The sequence below is a fragment of the Aliivibrio wodanis genome (genome assembly GCF_052920805.1).
The window spans coordinates 2453693-2473212 of record NZ_JBREXA010000002.1 but is presented as its reverse complement, the minus strand read 5'-3'; the positions used below and the strand labels follow the sequence as shown (position 1 = coordinate 2473212).

The 19520-nt window shown below is 39.7% G+C and carries 18 protein-coding genes and 1 pseudogene; 4 read left to right on the top strand and 15 right to left on the bottom strand.

Annotated elements, in window-relative coordinates; genetic code table 11:
- The first annotated feature begins 8 nt into the window (after positions 1-8).
- Entirely contained in the window at positions 9-2090 is a 2082-nt protein-coding gene (recG, locus tag ACU5DF_RS19400) for an ATP-dependent DNA helicase RecG (RefSeq protein WP_446713914.1), read from the top strand.
- Positions 2091-2252: 162 nt separating this feature from the next.
- Here the strand turns inward: recG and nfuA are convergent, their stop codons facing one another.
- The 15 genes and pseudogenes from nfuA to gspC form a co-directional block, all read right to left on the bottom strand.
- Positions 2253-2837: a Fe-S biogenesis protein NfuA gene (gene nfuA / locus ACU5DF_RS19395; protein ID WP_045103146.1), complete on the bottom strand. Its 585-nt coding sequence runs from the start codon at positions 2835-2837 to the stop codon at positions 2253-2255.
- Between the two features lie 118 nt (positions 2838-2955).
- The gene (cysQ, locus tag ACU5DF_RS19390; RefSeq protein ID WP_045103147.1) at positions 2956-3774 is read right to left on the bottom strand and encodes a 3'(2'),5'-bisphosphate nucleotidase CysQ; all 819 of its coding nucleotides are present in this window, start codon (positions 3772-3774) and stop codon (positions 2956-2958) included.
- Positions 3775-3779: 5 nt separating this feature from the next.
- Entirely contained in the window at positions 3780-4331 is a 552-nt protein-coding gene (gene nudE / locus ACU5DF_RS19385; RefSeq protein ID WP_045103148.1) for an ADP compounds hydrolase NudE, read from the bottom strand.
- A 9-nt stretch (positions 4332-4340) separates the two neighbouring features.
- Positions 4341-5102 (bottom strand): type II secretion system protein N, encoded by a 762-nt coding sequence (locus tag ACU5DF_RS19380; RefSeq protein WP_446713913.1) that lies wholly within the window; start codon positions 5100-5102, stop codon positions 4341-4343.
- Positions 5099-5587: a type II secretion system protein M gene (locus ACU5DF_RS19375; RefSeq protein ID WP_446713912.1), complete on the bottom strand. Its 489-nt coding sequence runs from the start codon at positions 5585-5587 to the stop codon at positions 5099-5101. The genes ACU5DF_RS19380 and ACU5DF_RS19375 overlap by 4 nt, the downstream gene beginning before the upstream one ends.
- Complete coding sequence (gspL, locus tag ACU5DF_RS19370; protein WP_446713911.1) at positions 5587-6837, bottom strand: type II secretion system protein GspL; 1251 nt, start codon at positions 6835-6837, stop codon at positions 5587-5589. The genes ACU5DF_RS19375 and gspL overlap by 1 nt, the downstream gene beginning before the upstream one ends.
- The gene (gene gspK, locus ACU5DF_RS19365; RefSeq protein ID WP_446713910.1) at positions 6806-7849 is read right to left on the bottom strand and encodes a type II secretion system minor pseudopilin GspK; all 1044 of its coding nucleotides are present in this window, start codon (positions 7847-7849) and stop codon (positions 6806-6808) included. The genes gspL and gspK overlap by 32 nt, the downstream gene beginning before the upstream one ends.
- Positions 7846-8523, bottom strand: coding sequence for a type II secretion system minor pseudopilin GspJ (gene gspJ / locus ACU5DF_RS19360; RefSeq protein WP_446713909.1), 678 nt, complete (start codon positions 8521-8523; stop codon positions 7846-7848). The genes gspK and gspJ overlap by 4 nt, the downstream gene beginning before the upstream one ends.
- Positions 8510-8890 (bottom strand): type II secretion system minor pseudopilin GspI, encoded by a 381-nt coding sequence (gspI, locus tag ACU5DF_RS19355; protein ID WP_045103153.1) that lies wholly within the window; start codon positions 8888-8890, stop codon positions 8510-8512. Before gspI ends, gspJ begins: the two co-directional genes overlap by 14 nt.
- A complete protein-coding gene (gene gspH, locus ACU5DF_RS19350) occupies positions 8883-9476 on the bottom strand; it encodes a type II secretion system minor pseudopilin GspH (RefSeq protein WP_446714280.1) in 594 nt (197 codons plus the stop codon). Before gspH ends, gspI begins: the two co-directional genes overlap by 8 nt.
- Before the next feature lie 32 nt (positions 9477-9508).
- Complete coding sequence (gspG, locus tag ACU5DF_RS19345) at positions 9509-9961, bottom strand: type II secretion system major pseudopilin GspG (RefSeq protein WP_045103155.1); 453 nt, start codon at positions 9959-9961, stop codon at positions 9509-9511.
- Positions 9962-10024: 63 nt separating this feature from the next.
- A pseudogene (gene gspF / locus ACU5DF_RS19340) lies at positions 10025-11244 on the bottom strand (type II secretion system inner membrane protein GspF).
- Positions 11245-12744 carry a type II secretion system ATPase GspE gene (gene gspE, locus ACU5DF_RS19335; protein ID WP_446713908.1) on the bottom strand — a complete coding sequence of 500 codons (1500 nt, stop codon included), beginning with the start codon at positions 12742-12744 and terminating at the stop codon, positions 11245-11247.
- Entirely contained in the window at positions 12744-14771 is a 2028-nt protein-coding gene (gene gspD / locus ACU5DF_RS19330; protein ID WP_446713907.1) for a type II secretion system secretin GspD, read from the bottom strand. Before gspD ends, gspE begins: the two co-directional genes overlap by 1 nt.
- Before the next feature lie 32 nt (positions 14772-14803).
- Positions 14804-15715, bottom strand: a complete 912-nt coding sequence (gspC, locus tag ACU5DF_RS19325) for a type II secretion system protein GspC (RefSeq protein ID WP_446713906.1) — start codon at positions 15713-15715, stop codon at positions 14804-14806.
- Positions 15716-15995: 280 nt separating this feature from the next.
- On the opposite strand from gspC, the gene hslR reads away from it, so the two are divergent.
- From hslR to pckA, 3 genes are all read left to right on the top strand, one after another.
- The gene (gene hslR, locus ACU5DF_RS19320; RefSeq protein ID WP_446713905.1) at positions 15996-16397 is read left to right on the top strand and encodes a ribosome-associated heat shock protein Hsp15; all 402 of its coding nucleotides are present in this window, start codon (positions 15996-15998) and stop codon (positions 16395-16397) included.
- Between the two features lie 51 nt (positions 16398-16448).
- Positions 16449-17324, top strand: a complete 876-nt coding sequence (gene hslO, locus ACU5DF_RS19315; RefSeq protein ID WP_446713904.1) for an Hsp33 family molecular chaperone HslO — start codon at positions 16449-16451, stop codon at positions 17322-17324.
- 347 nt (positions 17325-17671) lie between these two features.
- On the top strand, positions 17672-19297 hold the full coding sequence (gene pckA, locus ACU5DF_RS19310; protein ID WP_045103162.1) for a phosphoenolpyruvate carboxykinase (ATP): 1626 nt from the start codon (positions 17672-17674) through the stop codon (positions 19295-19297).
- Positions 19298-19520: the final 223 nt, after the last annotated feature.

The following is a 19520-nucleotide window of genomic DNA, read 5'->3' as shown; positions in this document are numbered from 1 at the left end:
AATTCACTATGACCAACGCAATGCTTTCTGCTATTCCATTAACCTCTCTTTCTGGTGTTGGAGCCAAGGTAGCAGAAAAGCTCGAAAAAATTGGGTTGGTCACTATTCAAGACTTATTATTCCACCTTCCTCTTCGCTATGAAGACAGAACTCGTGTTTACCCAATGGCACGAGTTCATTCTGGTTTATTTGCAGCAGTGCAAGGCAAAATCATGTCTTGTGATATGCAATTTGGCAAACGAAAAATGCTGTTAGTCAAAATTAGCGACGGCAACGGAACCATTACCTTACGTTTTTTTAATTTTAATGCCGGAATGAAAAACAGTTTCAATGAAGGAAAACTGGTTCATGCCTATGGTGAAATTAAGCGTGGTGGAAGTGGTTTAGAGATTGTTCATCCTGAATATCAATTTCATACCCCTTCTAAACCTTTAGATATAGAAGCCACATTAACGCCAGTCTATTCAACAACCGATGGTCTACGTCAAAACACACTACGCAGTTTGACCGATCAAGCGTTAGAGTTGCTCGATAAAACAGCTGTTACTGAGTTATTACCTCAAGGTTTATATAATAACCAAATTACCCTAAGCCAAGCACTACACATTATTCATCGCCCTGACCCTTCAATTAATCTTGATGCATTTGACGAAGGGAAACACCCAGCTCAACAACGTTTAATTATGGAAGAATTATTAGCTCAAAATCTTTCAATGCTTTCAATTCGAAGTAAAGGCCAACAAGAAAATGCATTACCACTGGCGACAGTATCTGACTTAAAACAAAAGTTATTAGCCCAACTGCCTTTCACGCCTACCGGAGCTCAACAACGTGTTGTGGCAGAGATAGAACAAGATTTAACAAAACCACACCCAATGATGCGTTTAGTTCAGGGGGATGTTGGTTCTGGGAAAACCTTAGTTGCCGCATTAGCAGCCGTACAAGCAATTGAACATGGCTATCAAGTCGTTTTAATGGCACCCACCGAATTATTAGCAGAGCAACACGCAGTAAACTTTGGTCATTGGTTTGAAAGCATGGGTATTCCTGTCGGCTGGTTAGCAGGAAAACTAACAGGTAAAGCAAAAGAGAAAGAATTAGCACGCATTGCCAGTGGTCAGGCTAAAATGATAGTGGGTACTCACGCACTGTTTCAGCAACACGTTGAGTTTCATCACCTTGCTTTAGTCATTATTGATGAACAACATCGCTTTGGAGTTGACCAACGCTTAGAGCTACGAGAGAAGGGCAAGAAAGATGGTGCTTACCCACATCAATTGATCATGACGGCAACGCCTATTCCAAGAACCTTGGCAATGACCGCGTATGCTGATTTAGAAACCTCTGTAATTGATGAGCTTCCTCCGGGTCGAACGCCTATTCAAACTATTGCCTTGCCAGATACAAGACGCGATGAAATCGTAAATAAAGTAAGAAGCGCCTGTGTGAATGATGGACGACAAGCGTACTGGGTTTGTACCTTAATCGATGATTCCGAAGTTCTTGAAGCACAAGCTGCCTCTGATACTGCTGACGCACTACGCTTACAATTGCCAGAACTGAATATTGGTTTGGTTCATGGCCGAATGAAGTCAAAAGAAAAGCAACAAATCATGCAAGAATTTAAGGAAGGTAGGCTTCACTTGTTAGTGGCCACTACGGTTATTGAAGTGGGTGTTGATGTCCCCAACTCTAGTTTAATGATCATAGAGAACCCAGAACGCTTAGGCTTAGCTCAATTACACCAATTGCGTGGTCGAGTGGGTCGAGGTTCTGTCGCCAGTCATTGTGTGTTGCTCTATCATTCTCCGCTATCAAAAACAGCACAAAAACGTTTGAGTGTTCTACGTGAAAGTAATGATGGCTTTGTGATTGCCCAACGGGATTTAGAAATCCGAGGACCAGGTGAATTACTGGGAACAAAACAGACCGGACTGGCTGATTTTAAAATTGCAGACTTGGTTCGAGATCAGCATTTAATTCCTGAAGTACAACGCATTGCACGTCACTTACATGATAATTACCCTGACAATGCTAAAGCTATTGTTCTGCGTTGGTTAGGCGAACGAGAGATTTATTCAAACGCATAAATAATACCGAACACAGTAAGTAAGTGATTAGAAATAGCGCAGGAAAAAGGCTAGGGTGAACAGTTATTTACTACGATTGGTATAATATTACTCTCATAAACAACAGACACAAAAAAGGTGAGTACCCACTCACCTTTTTAACTCGTTGATTAAGCAAAACTTTTAGTAGTAAGAGTGCTCACCACGATCATGTTCAGTTAAATCTTTAACTGCTGTCAGTTCACCTTCAAATTGAACTAGCAGTTCTTTTTCGATGCCTTCTTTTAGAGTCACATCTACCATTGAACAACCGTTACAACCACCACCGAACTGAACGATTGCAATGCCTGCTTCCGTGATCTCCATCAGACTAACGTGACCACCGTGACCAGCAAGCTGTGGATTAACTTGAGTTTGAATTGCGTATTCAACACGTTCAAACAAAGGTGCATCATCGTTTACTTTACGCATTTTTGCGTTTGGTGCTTTCAATGTTAATTGAGAGCCCATTTTGTCAGTAACATAATCAATGTCAGCATCTTCAAGAAAAGGTAAGCTTAACTCATCAACATACGCTGATAACTTTTCAAATTTCAGCTCAGTATCATTCGCTTCGATTGCTTCTGGTGGGCAATAAGAAACACCACACTCTGCGTTTTGAGTGCCCGGATTCACAACGAATACACGGATGTTTGTCCCTTCTGGCTGTTGTGCTAGAAGTTTTGCAAAATGCTCTTGGGCACTTTCAGTAATATTGATTGAAGACACAAGTAATACCTGACTAAATTAGTATGATTAAGGATTGTACTCTGAAAACGAATTGTTTTCGAGTAGCACCCTCAAATTATACCAACCTTAATAATTGATTTATCAAGATTGGAGCAAATTATTTGCATGTTAATATTTTATTCCAAGGTAAATTCTCATCACCTAATACAATAAAATTCGGATTCTCTAGCGACTCTCTTTCGTTATAAGAAAGTGGTTCAAGTTCTGTCGATAATATACGACCTCCAGCCTCTTGAACAATACATTGTGTTGCTGCTGTATCCCATTCACCTGTTGGGCCTAAGCGCAAATAGCAATCTACTGCACCTTCAGCAACCAAACACGCTTTTAAGGCAGCTGAACCTAAAGGAACTAAATCATAATTCCATTCAGGACTCATACAACGCGTAATATTATTTATGTCTTGGCGACGGCTGATAGCTATTGCAATTGGTTGTTTTTCATCTTCATGTTTTAAGGTACTAATACGAATACTTTCATCCATATCCGGGATTTTCCAAGCACCTTTACCTTCATAAGCGTAATACGTAACACCAGAAACAGGGCCATAAACCACCCCCATTACCGGACGATTATTTTCAACCAAAGCTATAATCGTAGCGAAATCACCACTACGGGCAATAAATTCTTGGGTTCCATCTAGTGGGTCAACTAACCAATAACGATCCCATTTCTTTCGCTGTTCTAATGCAATATCAGCGTCTTCTTCTGACAAGACTGGGATATCTGGCGTCAATTGAGACAGTTTTTCCATTATTAATTTATGAGCGGCTAAATCGGCACTGGTAACTGGTGTATCATCCGATTTAGTAAATTCTTCAAAATCACCTTTTTCATAAATATCAAGAATAAGCTGACCTGATGCGCGTGCAATATTGATCACCTCTGGTAGCAGATGAGAAAGTGTCGAATTCATCAATATTACTCCTTTGCTAAAAATTGTTGAGCAAGCAATAATGCACTAATACACCTCGCTTCTGAAAAATCAAGATGATGTAATAACTCTGACGCTTGTGCCAAAGGCCAGCGAACAATATCTAACGGCTCGGGTTCATCGCCTTCAAGCTGCTCTGGATATAAGTCTTCAGCTACAAATAATGTCATCTTGCTTGAAAAATACGATGGTGCTAATACCAATTCTTTTAATGGTGTTAATGCCTTAGACCCAAAGCCAATTTCTTCTTTTAGCTCTCGATTTGCTGCTTCTAATGGCGTTTCACCTTTATCAATTAAGCCTTTAGGAAATCCTAATTCATAGCTTTCTGTTCCAACAGCATATTCTCGAATTAAAAGTAAATCGCCTTGCTCTGTCACTGGCACCATCATCACAGCATGGCGTCCACTCGGTTTCATTCTTTCGTAAGTACGCTCAACGCCATTAGAGAAACGTAAATCCACCGACTCAATACAAAACAATGTTGATTGTGCTTTAATGCGTTTATCTAAAATCGTCGGCAACTGTTTTTTAGCCATCGTATTTCCTTACAGACGTCCTGAATAAGTCACTTTATATTGCCCTTTTGCATCCGGCTTGCCTAGCCATTTAAGCTGACTTCTTAAACTTGGTGAAAAATGTGTTTCTGGTTTAAACCATCCATTCACTTGATAAGATTGATTCGGATTCAATACCACATCAAACTGGCTTGCTACATCTTTCGATGACTGCCTACTTTTTACTGTCACTTTATTATCAATACAAGCTACATCAGCTATCACAGTATCTGGGTTTATATTACCTAGCGGTGAAATGATTTCACCTCCAGACCAAACCACCTCCCCTGTTGCTTGCTTACACCATGGTTGACCTTGTTGGAAATATTCAACACTAATCTCAGCTTGCCCCTGTAATGAAACGGGAATAGCCATTGGTAATCTCTTCATCACATTAGCGATTGGAAAAGAAATCACCATATTTTCAGCATATGCACCCATTGATACGCTATATCCGATCGTACCTTTACCACGTAAGTCTAGCTCACTACCACGACCAAAGCGCACAGAGAAAACTGCGTGCCCTTTTAAAATTGCTAATGGGTCAATTTGCCATTGAACTTGACCATAATTAATTCGCTGCCACGATAATGAATCAACTTGTCCTTTCCATGGCGTACCTGATAACCCAGTCAATTTTAATTGTCTAACTTTAGGGGCTTGATCAACAATCCATTGGATTGGCACATGAAGTAATGCACTCAACGTAAAAAAAGTAGAAAAAACCGTCGCAATTAGTAATTTAAACTTCATGACGCTTCTCTCGTTAACTGTAGACGATTCACTTCAACCATTCCTTCTACGTCTGTTTTGTTGATATCTAAAAATTGAATATTAACGCCTTGTGAATCACGTAAATACGCTAACCAATTAATTAATGAATTAAACGGTAACGGTTTTATCCATACTTGCATTTGCTCACCACGAGGCTGCATACGGATCAACTCAATCTTAAATTGACGCGTACTGCTTGGGATCACTTGATTCATTGGCTGAATAGAAGTTTGAGAGGTTGATGATCCTCCTTTTAAAGTCACTATCGTGTCCGCTTTTTTCTGCACCCACGTTAATAAGCTTCTCTCGCTATTAATTCGGTTTTGAGCAATTTCAGCACGATCGTTTAGAGGCTTTATTCCTCCCCAATACACGGCTGCTACCAATAATGCAATACTGCCACCACCAACGAGTACTCGCTCTCGTGGTGAGATACTTTGCCACCAGGTCATTAAGGCTTTCATTATTTTCTCCTAATAATAATCGCACCAAACACTTGGCCTTGATTTTTATTTAATTGCCCTTGCTCAACATCAAACTTGTTATTTAATTCTGACGTTAATTGCTCAAAATATGGAAAATCTGATGCACTGGCTTGTAGGCGTAATTCATCGCGTTTACCATCAAATTTTAAGCTCTGTAATTTCACTTGAGGTACTTTAACTAAATAAGGAGCTAACTCAGACATCCAAGCTAATAGATCATCACCACCCGATCCACCTTGTAAGCGTACTTCTTCTTTTTTCATTTGAGATTTTAAATAACTAACCGTAGGAATTTTACGTTTCCCAGGGAAAATATCTCTAAAAACACGTTCACTTTCGGCCCGCAATGCAATGCTGTGTTGCTCTAATCTTTGTACTTCTGCAATATGCTGAGCAACAAAAGCCACCATGACCAAACCAAATGCTAAAATCACCTTATGCCAAATTCGCCAATGTTTACGCCATGAAGATTGAGGGCGATATCGACCACTAAGTAAGTTCACTTTAGTGCGTAACGATCCCTCAGCTAAAAGTTGCATCACAAGCTCTGGGGGTTCTTGCACCGACTTGGTGTTTGCTACGTTAACCTGACAAGGAGAATAACTATGAAGAATATAATCTGAAGTAACCTCTCCTTCGTCGGGATCATTTTCTTCTTCTGAAGAAGCCGTTGTATTTACTACTAAGCCCTCAATTAACATCGGCATCCATTCGGATTCTGCGACAGCTCCTTGATACTCATCAAAACGTAATAACCACTGTCGATTAAGCTCAACCATAGACACACCGTCATGATGCAAAGGCAATGCTAATACATCAGGGATCAAGCGTTTAGTATGAATACCCGCATCAGCAAGCTGTTCAATCCACGTTGTCATTTTTTGATGCTCAACAATAGCTACCTGAGCAAGCTTGGCTGTTTTACTCAAAATAACAATGTGCATCTCATCTACATCTTGTGCCAAATCATCTTCGACGATAAAAGGTAGCATTGATGAAAACTGTCGAGCCGCGCCCTCTGGTATTGCGACTTCTCTTAATACTATGTCGCTACTTGGTAAAAGCACTGAGACCATTCGTTGCTCGCTATATTTCAATAACGAACTAAGATCCTCTGCAGGACTCAACTCTCCAGAAGCGATTACTTCATTATTTTCTGGTGACCAGACTATCCATTGAATGGGATCTGATGGCTGACTATTCAGCCTTATTATCAGATGTTCGCTCACTCATTCCTCCATATTGGCGACGGACAACGTTCACCACTTTTTTATCACTGCTATGCAATAAAGAACGCACACGTACGCGCGAATCTTCTACTAATACTTGAGCATCTAACTCAAAAAACTGACTACTAACCGACAAGTAAGGTTTCGCTTGTTTGCGAGTTTTGGCATCGATTCGACTGATCACACTTTCGGCAAGAAAATCATCAATACTGTTCCAACCATCAAACGGTCGATCTTCTAATAAACTTCTAGCATCACTCTCACTTAAATTAGGTGAGAATAAAGCAACTAATACATTGGCATTGTCAGGTGTTAGTGTATTTATATTCAAATACCAATTATCACTTGGTATAGCACAAACTAACGATGAAACTTTCTCGATAACTTCAGCTGTTACGCCATTAATAGCACGCAACTCACTAGCATCACCTATCCAACTATTGGGTGCTAAATAAGCAGGTTTAAAAGATTGATACGTGCTGTCTTCTACACCAGACATAGATCGAACCATGTCATCTTCATCGAGGTATTCCCACGTAGAGTCAGCAATAACTTCCGCTAAATAATTTTCTATTTCAACTGACTCTAATAAATTCATCCATACTTTTACTAAAAATGGGCGCTGAGAAGGGTCACTACTAGGTTTTACTTGGCTTAGCGCATTTAAATTAAAACACGCTTGTTTATCTTTTATTCCACCAAACGCTTCACCATAATCTAATGGATAAATGGTTTCTTCTGTTGCCCACACTTGGCTTAAATTAATAGTATCACCATCTTTATATGCTTCTTCGATACCTGTTTTTGCTAACGCTTCTACACCAACAGAATACCAATATGCTTGCTGGTGATTAACTTGATTTTGCGCACGATGAAATTGAATAAATAGACGTTCTGACATTTGTGCTGCTATCGTTGCCATAATGGCAAGCAGTAATAGCACAACAATAAGAGCAACACCTTTTTGCTTACTTGCAGACGGAGTAAAATTCGATCTTTTACCTACTATCATGATTCACCTTCATCTCTTGAAGCATCACCACTTTGGCTTGAGCTACTTTCGACTTTTGAACCAGAAGTTAAATAGATACGCTCTACATCACCATAATCTTTAAAGGTTATTATCATTTTAACCGCTTTAGGCAGCTTATTTTTTACTTCCCATATTTTCAGCCATTTTTTACCGTCATAGAATTCAAACTTAAGTTCTTCAACCCCATCAATTAACGGGGTAACGACTGGTTTTTGTCCTACCGGAGTATCAGGGTAGCGCCACCACAGCCGTTCAATTGTACCTTCAATTAAACGATATCCAACTTTGGTAAGATCACCACGAGGAAAAGCATTTTGAGGGTTTTTCCAGCCTAAACGCACAAAGAGAATACCTTGAGACTCGGACTCTAAAAGATATTCTTCTGCGACAAGTAATTTATCAGATACTTTTTCACCATGAGTACGGAATTGACGAGCAACAATCTGACGAAAATCATTATCTAAAAAAACCAAACTGCGTTGTAAGGCTTTAATGCGATTACTTTTTTCTAATGACTGTTCATTACTGCGCTGTACTTGGTTTAATACTTGATAGGCAGAAAAACTTAAGGTGGCAAACACTGAGATCGCGACCATCACTTCAATAAGCGTGAAGCCTCGAGACTTTTTCTGATTAGAACTACGGCGCAACATAGGTTCTTACCGTTAATAAGGGAGATTGTTGATCTTTGGTTGTCGCAACAGACACATCAACCGACTTTAAAATATCAGACGTCGTCTTTACTGGTGCGATAGTCCAATACCATGTTTGGCCTGCCAATTCTGTTTCCCCTTTTTTAATCGAGGTTGGCGGTTTATCTAACATCATTAATGCCATTTGGTTATCAACCACCATAGAGGCGAACGTTTTTTCTTCTAAATAACTTAACGTATTAATATGTTGAGTCACAGAACGAAGTACACTCAAGGCTGCCGTAGCAAAGATAGCCAGAGCAACCAACACCTCAAGCAGAGTCATGCCTTTATTTAATGCTCGACGACTTGATGAAGAATTACTCATCAATCTCTTCCCCTGGCTTAATTAAAATGATCACACCGGATTCATCCACTTTAATTAACCACATTTTATCATCTACATTACCACGCTCATTAGCAGGTAAAAAACGAACAATAAATGGGGTCATTTCTCCGCTTGATAACACCATCACTTGAGGGGGTTTCGGCTTTTTCTTTTCTTCAACGTCAGCAAACATCTCTTCATCAAACAACGAGCCCGGTTCAAATAAACGGTCATCGTCAGCCCATGCAGAGCCGCCGAGTTCCATTTCGAAGGTAATGTCATCTTCCATTTTCACTTCGGTAAAAAAGCGACTTTCCTCAAGAGGCTGCCAACCATCTGACTTTAAGGTCATAAAGCGATATTCTTGTCGCTCTTGACTAAAGTAGATGCCGTAATCCATCCCGTTGAGTAAAGCATCCTCATTAAGAAGTTGTACTAGCTGATAAAAACGTGAGGCTTGCTCTTCAAGTTGATCGTCACTACTTTCAGGTAAACTCATGATAACCGCCATCGAACTCACCGACAGCAGCACCAATACCAACATAATTTCGATTAGGGTAAACCCAACCTCACGTTTTATTTTCATCATTGCTCTTATCTAACTATGAAGCTTATGACTTATTGAAAGTCTTGCATGTTCCAATTGCCAATATCTGCATTAGCACCTTCACCGCCTTCTTGACCATCCGCACCTAATGAGAAGATATCAATTGTGCCGTTATCACCAGGGCTTAAGTACTGGTATTCATTGCCCCATGGATCATTTGGTAAGCGACGAATATAACCGTCAGCACGGTAATTACGAGGCTCAGGCGTTGCTGATGGTTTAGATACTAATGCTTCTAAACCTTGATCTGTTGATGGGTACACGCTGTTATCTAGCTTGTACATATCTAATGAGTTTTCTAGTGCTACTATATCAGTGATCGCTTTTTGTTGATCGGCCTTCTCTTTGTTACCCAGTAAGTTTGGAACAACTAAGCTCGCTAACACACCAAGAATAACGATAACAACCATGACTTCTAAAAGAGTAAAGCCGCCTTGTTTACGTTGAGCTGAATTGACTTGCATGGAATAACTCCTAACGTTAAAAATTCATATATAAATAAAAAGAAAAATAGATAGCAGTGAATGCTACCCCACCAAATTGTTTAATTCGATAATTGGCATCAAGGTCGCAACTACAATGAAGAGTACGATCCCTGCCATGAAGACAATAAGTAAGGGTTCAAAAATACCTAATGCCATGTTTACTAATGATTCAAAATCACGGTCTTGATTATCTGCCGAGCGCGTTAGCATTTGCTCTAATTCACCACTTTGCTCACCACTAGCAATCATATGCAGCATCATTGGTGGAAACAATTTGGTTTTCTCAAGAGAGATACGTAAACTTGCCCCTTCGCGAACATTATCAGCAGCTTCTAATACTTGTTGTTTAAAATACTTATTACTCATTACATCTGCGGCGACTTTCATGCCATCCAGTAATGGGATCGCACTTGAAGTACAAATGGATAATGTTCGAGCAAAACGAGAGGTATTTAAACCACGAACCACCTTACCAATAACAGGAAGTCGTAAAATTTTCTTATCCCACGCTAGACGTAAATGTGGCTTGGTAAGTAACCACTTCACCCCAACAAGCACCAGCACAACAGCAACAACAACCAAAAGCCCCCAGTGAACAACAAAATTACTGGCAGCCAGTAATATTTCAGTTACAGTTGGTAGCCCTTGTCCCATTTGCACAAACTGATCGACAATTTTAGGCACCACAGTAGCAAGCAAAAAGGAAATAACGGCTATCGCAATTAACGTCAGCATGATTGGATAAATCATTGCTTGTTGTAATTTACTACGCATCTTTTGACGGTTCTCAGCGTAATCTGCTAAGCGATTTAATACCGTATCCAAATGACCTGATTTTTCACCCGCAGCAACCATTGAACAAAACAAATCATCAAACACATGAGAGTATTCACCAAAACTTTCCGCTAATGGATACCCTTCAATCACTTTTGAACGAACCCCCATCATCATGCTACGAATGTGTGCTTTTTCACCCTGTTCTGCGACGGCTTTCAGACACTCTTCGAGTGGCATACCCGCTTGAACTAAAGTCGCAAGTTGGCGTGTAATCAACGATAAATCATTAACGCTAATACCACGCTTAAAACTTAAACCTTGAGATGCACTTTTCTGTTGTTTAGATTTGGTTTCAATCACTTCAACAGGGATAATACCTTGTTCTTTTAAACGTTGACGCACTTGGCGAGCATTATCACCCTCCATTACGCCTTTTTTTTGTGTTTGCCATTTTTTTCGAGGGCTTTGTATTCAAATGCTGCCATTTACCCTTCCCGAGTGACTCGCATCACCTCTTCTAGCGTAGTAATACCTTGTTGAACTTTTAATAAACCATCTTGCTGAATACCACGCGTATTCTTACGCACTTCTTTTTCGATCTCTTGTTCACCGGCTTCTTTATGAATCAGTTCTTGTACTTTTTCAGTGACTACCAGTAATTCATGAATACCGGTACGCCCACGATAACCTTTACTATTACAGTGTTCACAACCGGTAGGTTTATAGAGCACGAGATCATCCGATGGCAATAAAGAAAAAAGTTTCTTCTGCTCACTATCGGCTTGATAAGGGGTTTTACACTCCTTGCATAAGGTACGCACCAAACGTTGAGCAAGAACACCCAATAAAGAAGAAGAAATTAAGAAAGGCTCAATTCCCATATCACGAAGACGAGTAATCGCACCAACCGCGGTGTTAGTGTGAAGTGTCGACATCACTAAGTGACCCGTTAAAGAGGCTTGAACAGCAATTTCTGCGGTTTCTAAATCACGGATCTCACCAATCATAACTACATCGGGATCTTGACGAAGAATGGCACGTAGCCCACGAGCAAATGTCATGTCTACTTTTGGGTTTACTTGCGTTTGCCCAATGCCATCAATATCAAATTCGATTGGATCTTCTACGGTTAAAATATTGGATTGAGTGCTGTCTAATTCCCCTAATCCCGCATACAAGGTGGTTGATTTACCTGAACCCGTAGGGCCCGTCACCAAGATAATACCGTGAGGTCGTTTAATAATATGTTGGAAGTTTTGATGGTTCTTGGCTTCCATACCTAAACTGTTTAAATCTAGGCGCGTAGCGTTCTTGTCTAATAAACGCATTACCACACGCTCACCATGTGAGGAAGGCATTGTCGATACACGAACATCCACCGCTCGACCACCAATGCGTAAAGAAATACGACCATCTTGTGGCACGCGCTTCTCTGCAATATCGAGCTTAGACATAACTTTGACACGAGAAACCAATAAAGGAGCAAGTTTTCGGCTTGGACTTAAGACATCACGTAATACACCATCAATACGGAAGCGGATGGATAATACTTTTTCAAACGTCTCAATATGAATATCTGACGCCCCTTCTTTAATCGCTTCACCCAACATAGCGTTGATCAATTTGATGATAGGAGCATCATCTTCTGACTCTAACAAGTCGTCATTATCTGGTAACTCTTCTGCTAAAGAGAAAAAGTCATCATTATCTGCACCAATATCTTCCATTAGTTGCTGAGCTTCTGAAGAATTGCGTTGATATACCTGTGTGACTTTAGTATCAAATTCATCTTTAGTTAATTGAATTAATGAAAAGCCCGACTGGCATACTCGGCGGATTTCACACAGAACCATTGGGGAAGGGATTACTGCATAATACAGTAACCAACCATCAGAACTAGATTCAATAACCACCGAATGCCTTTTTGCGAAAGAAAAAGGCAAACGCAGTATTGCTAAAGATTCAGGAAATAAGGTATCCGCCATTACTTTTCCTTATTTTCTCTAAATTGTTCGTAAAATGCTTGGATTTCAGCTGGGTGAATAACTTCCTTACCAAATTTAGGCAATACTGGAATAAGGCCGTCATCCATTAGTTTTAAGCCTTTCTCTGCCTTATACAGTTGCTCTGCACGGATATAGTTGTATTTACGCTGAGTGATACCATCTGCCGTCATTCCATCACGAATAATAGTCGGTTTAATAAATACCATTAAGTTTTTCTTTTCGACTTTAGTAGTAGTCGATTTAAATAGATAACCTAGAAAAGGGATATCTCCTAAGAAAGGAACTTTAGATTCACTTTCCATTGCTTTTTCATCAATCAAACCACCCAGTACCAACATTTTCCCATCTTCAACCATTACAGATGTATTTAATTGACGCTTAGCAAAACGCACATCAACTGCCGTTGCACCTAGTACATTAGACACTTCTTGCTCGATATCTAAACGAACTGAGTTACCTTCATTGATTTGTGGTACGACTTTTAGCTTAATACCCACTTCTTTACGATCAACGGTTTGGAATGGATTATCATTATTTGAGCCTGACGTTGCTCCTGTTAATACAGGAACTTCTTCACCGACCATAAATGACGCTTCACCATTATCCATTACGGTAATACTTGGAGAGGACAAAATATTTGAATTTGAATCAGTAGAAACCGCAGTAACTAATGCAGCCCAATCTCCCATCAGCACACTAACAGCAGCACCTTGTACACCGCCAAGCGCAGAAGCAAGAGCTGTGTAATCACCTTGTTCTGTAGTGGTTTCATTTCGAACAAACTCACCCTTATCATTATAAACAGCAGTAGTGGTTGTCGTATCTTTCGCTTCTTCCAAACCAACCATGGTGGCGCCAATTGATGCACCGGTATTGCTGTATTGGATCATAGCCCCAGTTTCTAAGTTACCCCATTGTACGCCTAAATTAACGCCATCACCTTCGGCTAATTCAACGATCAAGGCCTCAATCAATACTTGAGCACGACGAATATCTAACTGAGCAATCACATCTTGCATTGCACGCATAACATCTGGCGGCGCAGTAATTACTAACGCATTAGTATCAGCATGAGCTGCAATCATCACATCACTGCGATTATTTGAACTGCCTTTTTTACTCGTGCCTTTACTTGCGCTTAAATTATCTGAAACCCCTTTTAATACATCAACTAACTCTTCGGCTTTAGCGTAACGTAAATAAACAACCTGATTATTGCCTTTGGTCGCCATTTCAACATCAAGCTGTTTGATCAATTTTTTCAGACGATTACGAACTTTAGGATCACCAGAGATAAGGATTGAATTGGTACGTTCATCTGCAACCAATTTTGGTTGTAAGAAGGCAGGGGTATTTTTCGCATCCGTCGTTTTATTTAAAGCATCAACGATACGCACCATCTCAGCGGCTGAAGCATTGTCCAAATCAACAACTTCAACTTCTTTATCACCCGCTTGATCAACACGTTCAATGATTTCAGCAAGACGATTCACTACCGCAGCACGGCCAGTAATCATAATGATGTTAGCTGGATCATAATGAACAACGTTACCAGCTCCAGCATTATCATTCAGCTGTCGTAATAAAGGGGAAAGCTCACGCACCGAAACATTACGTACTGCAATCACTCGGGTAATAACAGCATCACCAGTGATATTGTCTTTTGCTCCCAGAACTGGAACCGCCGATGTTTTTGCATCTTTATCTTTAATGACTTTAAGAATGCCAGTATCCATTTCAACGACGGCATACCCATACACTTCTAATACACTAAGAAAGAATTGATAATATTGCTCTTCATTTAATAGATCATAACTACGTACATCTACTTTGCCTCGAACAGAAGGATCAACAATGATGGTTTTCTCTAAATTACGACCAACAATATTGATAAACTCTTGAATATCTGTCCCTTTAAAACTTGCACTAAAATCATTTGCGATGGCTGATGTCCACACCATGCTACTCGCAAGTAATAAGGCTCCCTTGCCTATCCACTTTTTCACAACATACCCTTATTCATTTCTTTATTGAGCGCTTATAACCCGATAAAAATGTCATGTAATTGTCCATCACGTTGGACGGTTAAATTAAGCTCTGTCATTTCTGACATATTTTTCCACAATGCGCTCATGGCTGATGGGTTAGTTAAATCAATCCCATTTAAACTAGTTGCAATATCACCAGGCTTTAAGCCTACCGAATCAAATAATTTACGATCTTTACCTGGGTTAACTCGATAACCTGTAATATTGCCATTGCTCGACACTTGTGAAAGACGAATATATTTCAGTACCGATTGTGGATTTTGAGCCATCTCCCGACGAATTTGGTCTAATTCATCTTGATTTGAATTTTGGCGATTATTGCCTAATACAGTACCTGAACTACCTGTTGCATTACGCTCAGTAGATATTTTGCTGTATTTCACCCCTTCTAGCATTAAGGTTTCATCACGACCATTATTTGCAATAATAATACGATCAACACTGATGGCTTTCACTGTCGCTTGTGTACCATCAATCGTTTCTTCAAGGCCATAGGTATTCTGTTTACCACGATTCGCGATCACGGCTAAACTTAACGCAGGGTTTGAGCTTGCCACAACACCAGATAATGTAAGATTAAGACGAGTTTTAGGTGCATCTTTAATTTCAACGGCCTTGGGTTGTTCTATTTTCTTACTTGGATTAAATAACCCAAAGACTTGGCCATTTAATAAACCAGATAATGAATCCTCATCATTATTTTTCTTTGCTAGTGAGTTTATTGATGATGCTTTTGGCTCCCATTGAGAAACCGATGTTTGTGGTGCTAACATAGACCAAAAAAGAGCTCCACATATCCACGCAAAACAAGCCACCAAAGTAACAGTTAACCCTTTTGAAATCGCAGATTGGTATGCTGACCAATATTGAGACATCCTCTCAATTTTCATATTAGCTCTCATTAGACTCTGATCTTCCTTTCTATGTCTGCAAAACAATTAAATAGCGACATTTGAATAAATTATAAAATAACAATATACAATTACTGATAATGATTTCGTTTTCTTATTATTCCTCGAAGCCACATCACGTTATCCAATAAATCGACCTTATATTAGAGCATTATTTTTCAGTAATGACCCTAATTGGATACAAATTTTGATTAATTCCCCCCAAAAAGATTGAAAAAAAATATCTCGACACCATTTACATAAGCAGATACTAAGACATTAGGTACCCATAATGAGTTCCAAATCCAATACTAGCGATGGCATCAGGCTCGATAAATGGCTCTGGGCAGCTCGTTTTTATAAAACACGCTCTATTGCTCGTAATATGGTCGATGGCGGTAAAGTTCAATATAACGGCCAACGCTCCAAACCAAGTAAACTAGTTGAAGTTGGCGCTGAAATTAAACTTCGTCAAGGCAACAACGAAGAGCTCACAGTGATCATCGAGATCGTATCAGATCAACGCCGTGGCGCACCCATTGCACAAACACTTTATAAAGAAACCACTGACAGCATTAAACATCGAGAAGAAAATGCCAAATTACGCAAACTTAATTCTCTCGGTAGCCCACATCCAGATAAGCGTCCTGATAAGAAACAACGACGCGATATCATGAGATTCAAGCAACAATAATCGCTATACTGTGCGCAACAACAATCCTTAAGACAATTGCTGGAGTATTTCATGGCAAATAACACACTGCATCGCTACTTATTTGAAGATTTATCTGTTCGTGGTGAATTAGTTCAACTAGACGATGCTTACCAACAAATTATTTCTAGCAAGGAATACCCAAAAGCAGTACAAAACCTTTTGGGTGAGCTATTAGTTGCCACTACCTTATTAACAGCAACCTTAAAATTTGAAGGTTCAATCACCCTTCAGCTTCAAGGTGACGGTCCTGTTTCTCTTGTGGTAATTAATGGCGATAACGACCAAAAAGTTCGTGGTGTCGCTCGCTTTGATGGCGAAATTTCTGATGACGCTACACTGCACCAATTAATGGGAAAAGGTTACCTAGTTATTACTATCGCACCAAAAGATGGTGAGCGTTACCAAGGTGTTGTTGCACTTGACGGTAAAGATTTAGCTGCATGTTTTGAAGGATATTTCGAGCGTTCAGAACAATTGAAGACTCGCTTATGGTTGCGCCTAGGGGAATTTGAAGGCAGGCCTCATGCTGCAGGTATGTTACTACAAGTTATGCCTGACGGTACTGGTTCTGCTGATGACTTCGAGCACTTAGAACAACTAACAGATACCATTAAAAATGAAGAACTGTTTGGTCTAGAAGGCGAAGATGTTCTGTATCGTTTATATAACCAAGATAAAGTGCAATTATTTGAACCTCAGCATGTAGAGTTTTTCTGTGGTTGTTCTCGTGAGCGCAGCGCAGGTGCAATCGTTACGATTGAAAGAGCTGAAGTTGATGACATCGTAAAAACAGAAGGAAAAATTTCTCTGCATTGTGATTATTGTGGCACAAGTTACGATTTTGATAGTATCGATGTTGCTCATATTTTTGAAGAAGCGACAAAAGGTAATGACACCGTTCATTAATTTATCATATAGAATAAGTTACTTATTTTGTCTAAAAGCCAGCCATTAGGTTGGCTTTTTTTATAACTAAATTTGATATAAAACACCTTTTTAATTCCACTTATCCACACTTAATTTTGCTTAAATAATAATCAATTACATCTAGCGCAAACGATTTCTTTAAGAGTAGAATAGGGCTATTGCTATTTTGTGATGATGATTAAACAACAACTACTACTTTATAGTTAATTTATGATTTATCTCCCTGTTTTCAATTTACCGCATTGATAGCATGTTTAGCAGACAATAAATAATTACAAAATATTAAAAATATTAAAATCCCTACAAAATTCCTTTAAGGAGCTCCTATGACTGTTATGGAACACAAAAAAGCGACGCAGCTTGATCTGACTAAACATGGTCTAACTGGTGTTACTGACGTACTGCGTAATCCAAGTTATGAACAACTGTTTGAAGAAGAAACACGTCCAGACCTAGAAGGCTATGAGCGTGGTGTAATGACAGAGCTTGGCTCCGTTTCGGTAGATACAGGGATCTTTACTGGCCGTTCACCAAAAGATAAGTACATCGTGAAAGATGACACGACTAAAAATACATTATGGTGGTCTGATCAAGGTAAAAACGACAATAAAGCTATCACACCAGCAGTTTGGGATGATCTAAAAGCCCTAGTAACAGAACAACTCTCTGGTAAGCGTCTGTTTGTTATTGATGGTTACTGTGGTGCAAACCCTGATACTCGTTTAAGTGTTCGTGTTATCACTGAAGTAGCATGGCAAGCACACTTCGTGAAAAACATGTTCATTCGACCAACAGAGGAAGAACTAGCAACGTTTGAACCCGATTTTGTGGTAATGAACGGTGCAAAAGCAACCAACCCTAATTACGTAGAACACGGATTAAATTCGGAAAACTTTGTTGCTTTCAACTTAACAGAGCGCGTACAAATCATCGGCGGTACTTGGTACGGCGGTGAGATGAAAAAAGGTATGTTCGCAATGATGAACTACCTTCTTCCACTCAAAGGCATTGCTTCAATGCACTGTTCTGCCAATGTCGGCGAAGAAGGTGATGTTGCGGTATTCTTTGGTTTATCTGGTACAGGTAAAACGACACTTTCGACTGATCCAAAACGCCAACTAATTGGTGATGATGAGCACGGTTGGGATGATGACGGTATCTTTAACTTTGAAGGTGGCTGTTACGCAAAAACGATTCGCCTGTCTAAAGAAGCTGAACCAGATATCTATAATGCCATTCGTCGTGATGCTCTATTAGAGAACGTAACCGTTCGTAATGATGGCACCATTGATTTTGATGACGGCTCAAAAACAGAAAACACACGTGTTTCTTATCCTATTTATCATATTGATAATATCGTTAAGCCAGTCTCAAAAGCAGGGCATGCGAATAAAGTTATTTTCTTAACAGCTGATGCGTTTGGCGTTCTACCACCAGTTGCGAAACTAACACCAGAACAAACTAAATATCATTTCCTATCAGGATTTACGGCAAAGCTTGCAGGTACTGAACGAGGAATTACTGAACCAACACCAACCTTCTCTGCGGCATTTGGGGCTGCATTCCTAACTCTGCATCCAACACAATACGCTGAAGTATTAGTCAAACGTATGGAAGCAGCAGGCGCAGAAGCTTACATCGTCAATACAGGATGGAACGGCACAGGAAAACGTATCTCAATCCAAGATACTCGCGCAATCATTGATGCGATTTTAGATGGCTCAATTGACCACGCTGAAACTAAAAACATTCCAGTATTTAACCTTGAAGTTCCAACATCATTGCCTGGTGTTGATACCTCAATCTTAGACCCTCGAGATACTTACACTGACCCTCTACAATGGGATAGCAAAGCCGAAGATCTTGCACAACGCTTTATCAAAAATTTTGCTCAATATACCGATAACGAAGAAGGTAAAGCATTAGTTAAAGCAGGCCCTCAACTTAGCTAAGACTTATAATACACATCGATGAATTTTTAGGCCCTTCTTCAACGAAGGGCTTTTTTATTTTCTAGCTTATCGTCATACCAATTCAGATAAATAGCAGCCCCGATAATGGTGTAGAAAAATTGATTAGAACAAACAATAATGAGCAAATATTTCGTTAAGTTTATATAAAGCCTCACTATAACTTGATTGAATCTTACTTTTACTCCACTCTTTCTATTCAAAT

Coding starts and splice junctions, on each gene's coding strand:
- recG (WP_446713914.1), top strand. CDS start 9: ATGACCAACGCAATGCTTTCTGCTATTCCATTAACCTCTCTTTCTGGT.
- cysQ (WP_045103147.1), bottom strand. CDS start 3,774: ATGAATTCGACACTTTCTCATCTGCTACCAGAGGTGATCAATATTGCA.
- nudE (WP_045103148.1), bottom strand. CDS start 4,331: ATGGCTAAAAAACAGTTGCCGACGATTTTAGATAAACGCATTAAAGCA.
- ACU5DF_RS19380 (WP_446713913.1), bottom strand. CDS start 5,102: ATGAAGTTTAAATTACTAATTGCGACGGTTTTTTCTACTTTTTTTACG.
- ACU5DF_RS19375 (WP_446713912.1), bottom strand. CDS start 5,587: ATGAAAGCCTTAATGACCTGGTGGCAAAGTATCTCACCACGAGAGCGA.
- gspK (WP_446713910.1), bottom strand. CDS start 7,849: ATGATAGTAGGTAAAAGATCGAATTTTACTCCGTCTGCAAGTAAGCAA.
- gspJ (WP_446713909.1), bottom strand. CDS start 8,523: ATGTTGCGCCGTAGTTCTAATCAGAAAAAGTCTCGAGGCTTCACGCTT.
- gspI (WP_045103153.1), bottom strand. CDS start 8,890: ATGAGTAATTCTTCATCAAGTCGTCGAGCATTAAATAAAGGCATGACT.
- gspH (WP_446714280.1), bottom strand. CDS start 9,476: ATGAAAATAAAACGTGAGGTTGGGTTTACCCTAATCGAAATTATGTTG.
- gspG (WP_045103155.1), bottom strand. CDS start 9,961: ATGCAAGTCAATTCAGCTCAACGTAAACAAGGCGGCTTTACTCTTTTA.
- gspE (WP_446713908.1), bottom strand. CDS start 12,744: ATGGCGGATACCTTATTTCCTGAATCTTTAGCAATACTGCGTTTGCCT.
- gspC (WP_446713906.1), bottom strand. CDS start 15,715: ATGAGAGCTAATATGAAAATTGAGAGGATGTCTCAATATTGGTCAGCA.
- hslR (WP_446713905.1), top strand. CDS start 15,996: ATGAGTTCCAAATCCAATACTAGCGATGGCATCAGGCTCGATAAATGG.
- hslO (WP_446713904.1), top strand. CDS start 16,449: ATGGCAAATAACACACTGCATCGCTACTTATTTGAAGATTTATCTGTT.
- pckA (WP_045103162.1), top strand. CDS start 17,672: ATGACTGTTATGGAACACAAAAAAGCGACGCAGCTTGATCTGACTAAA.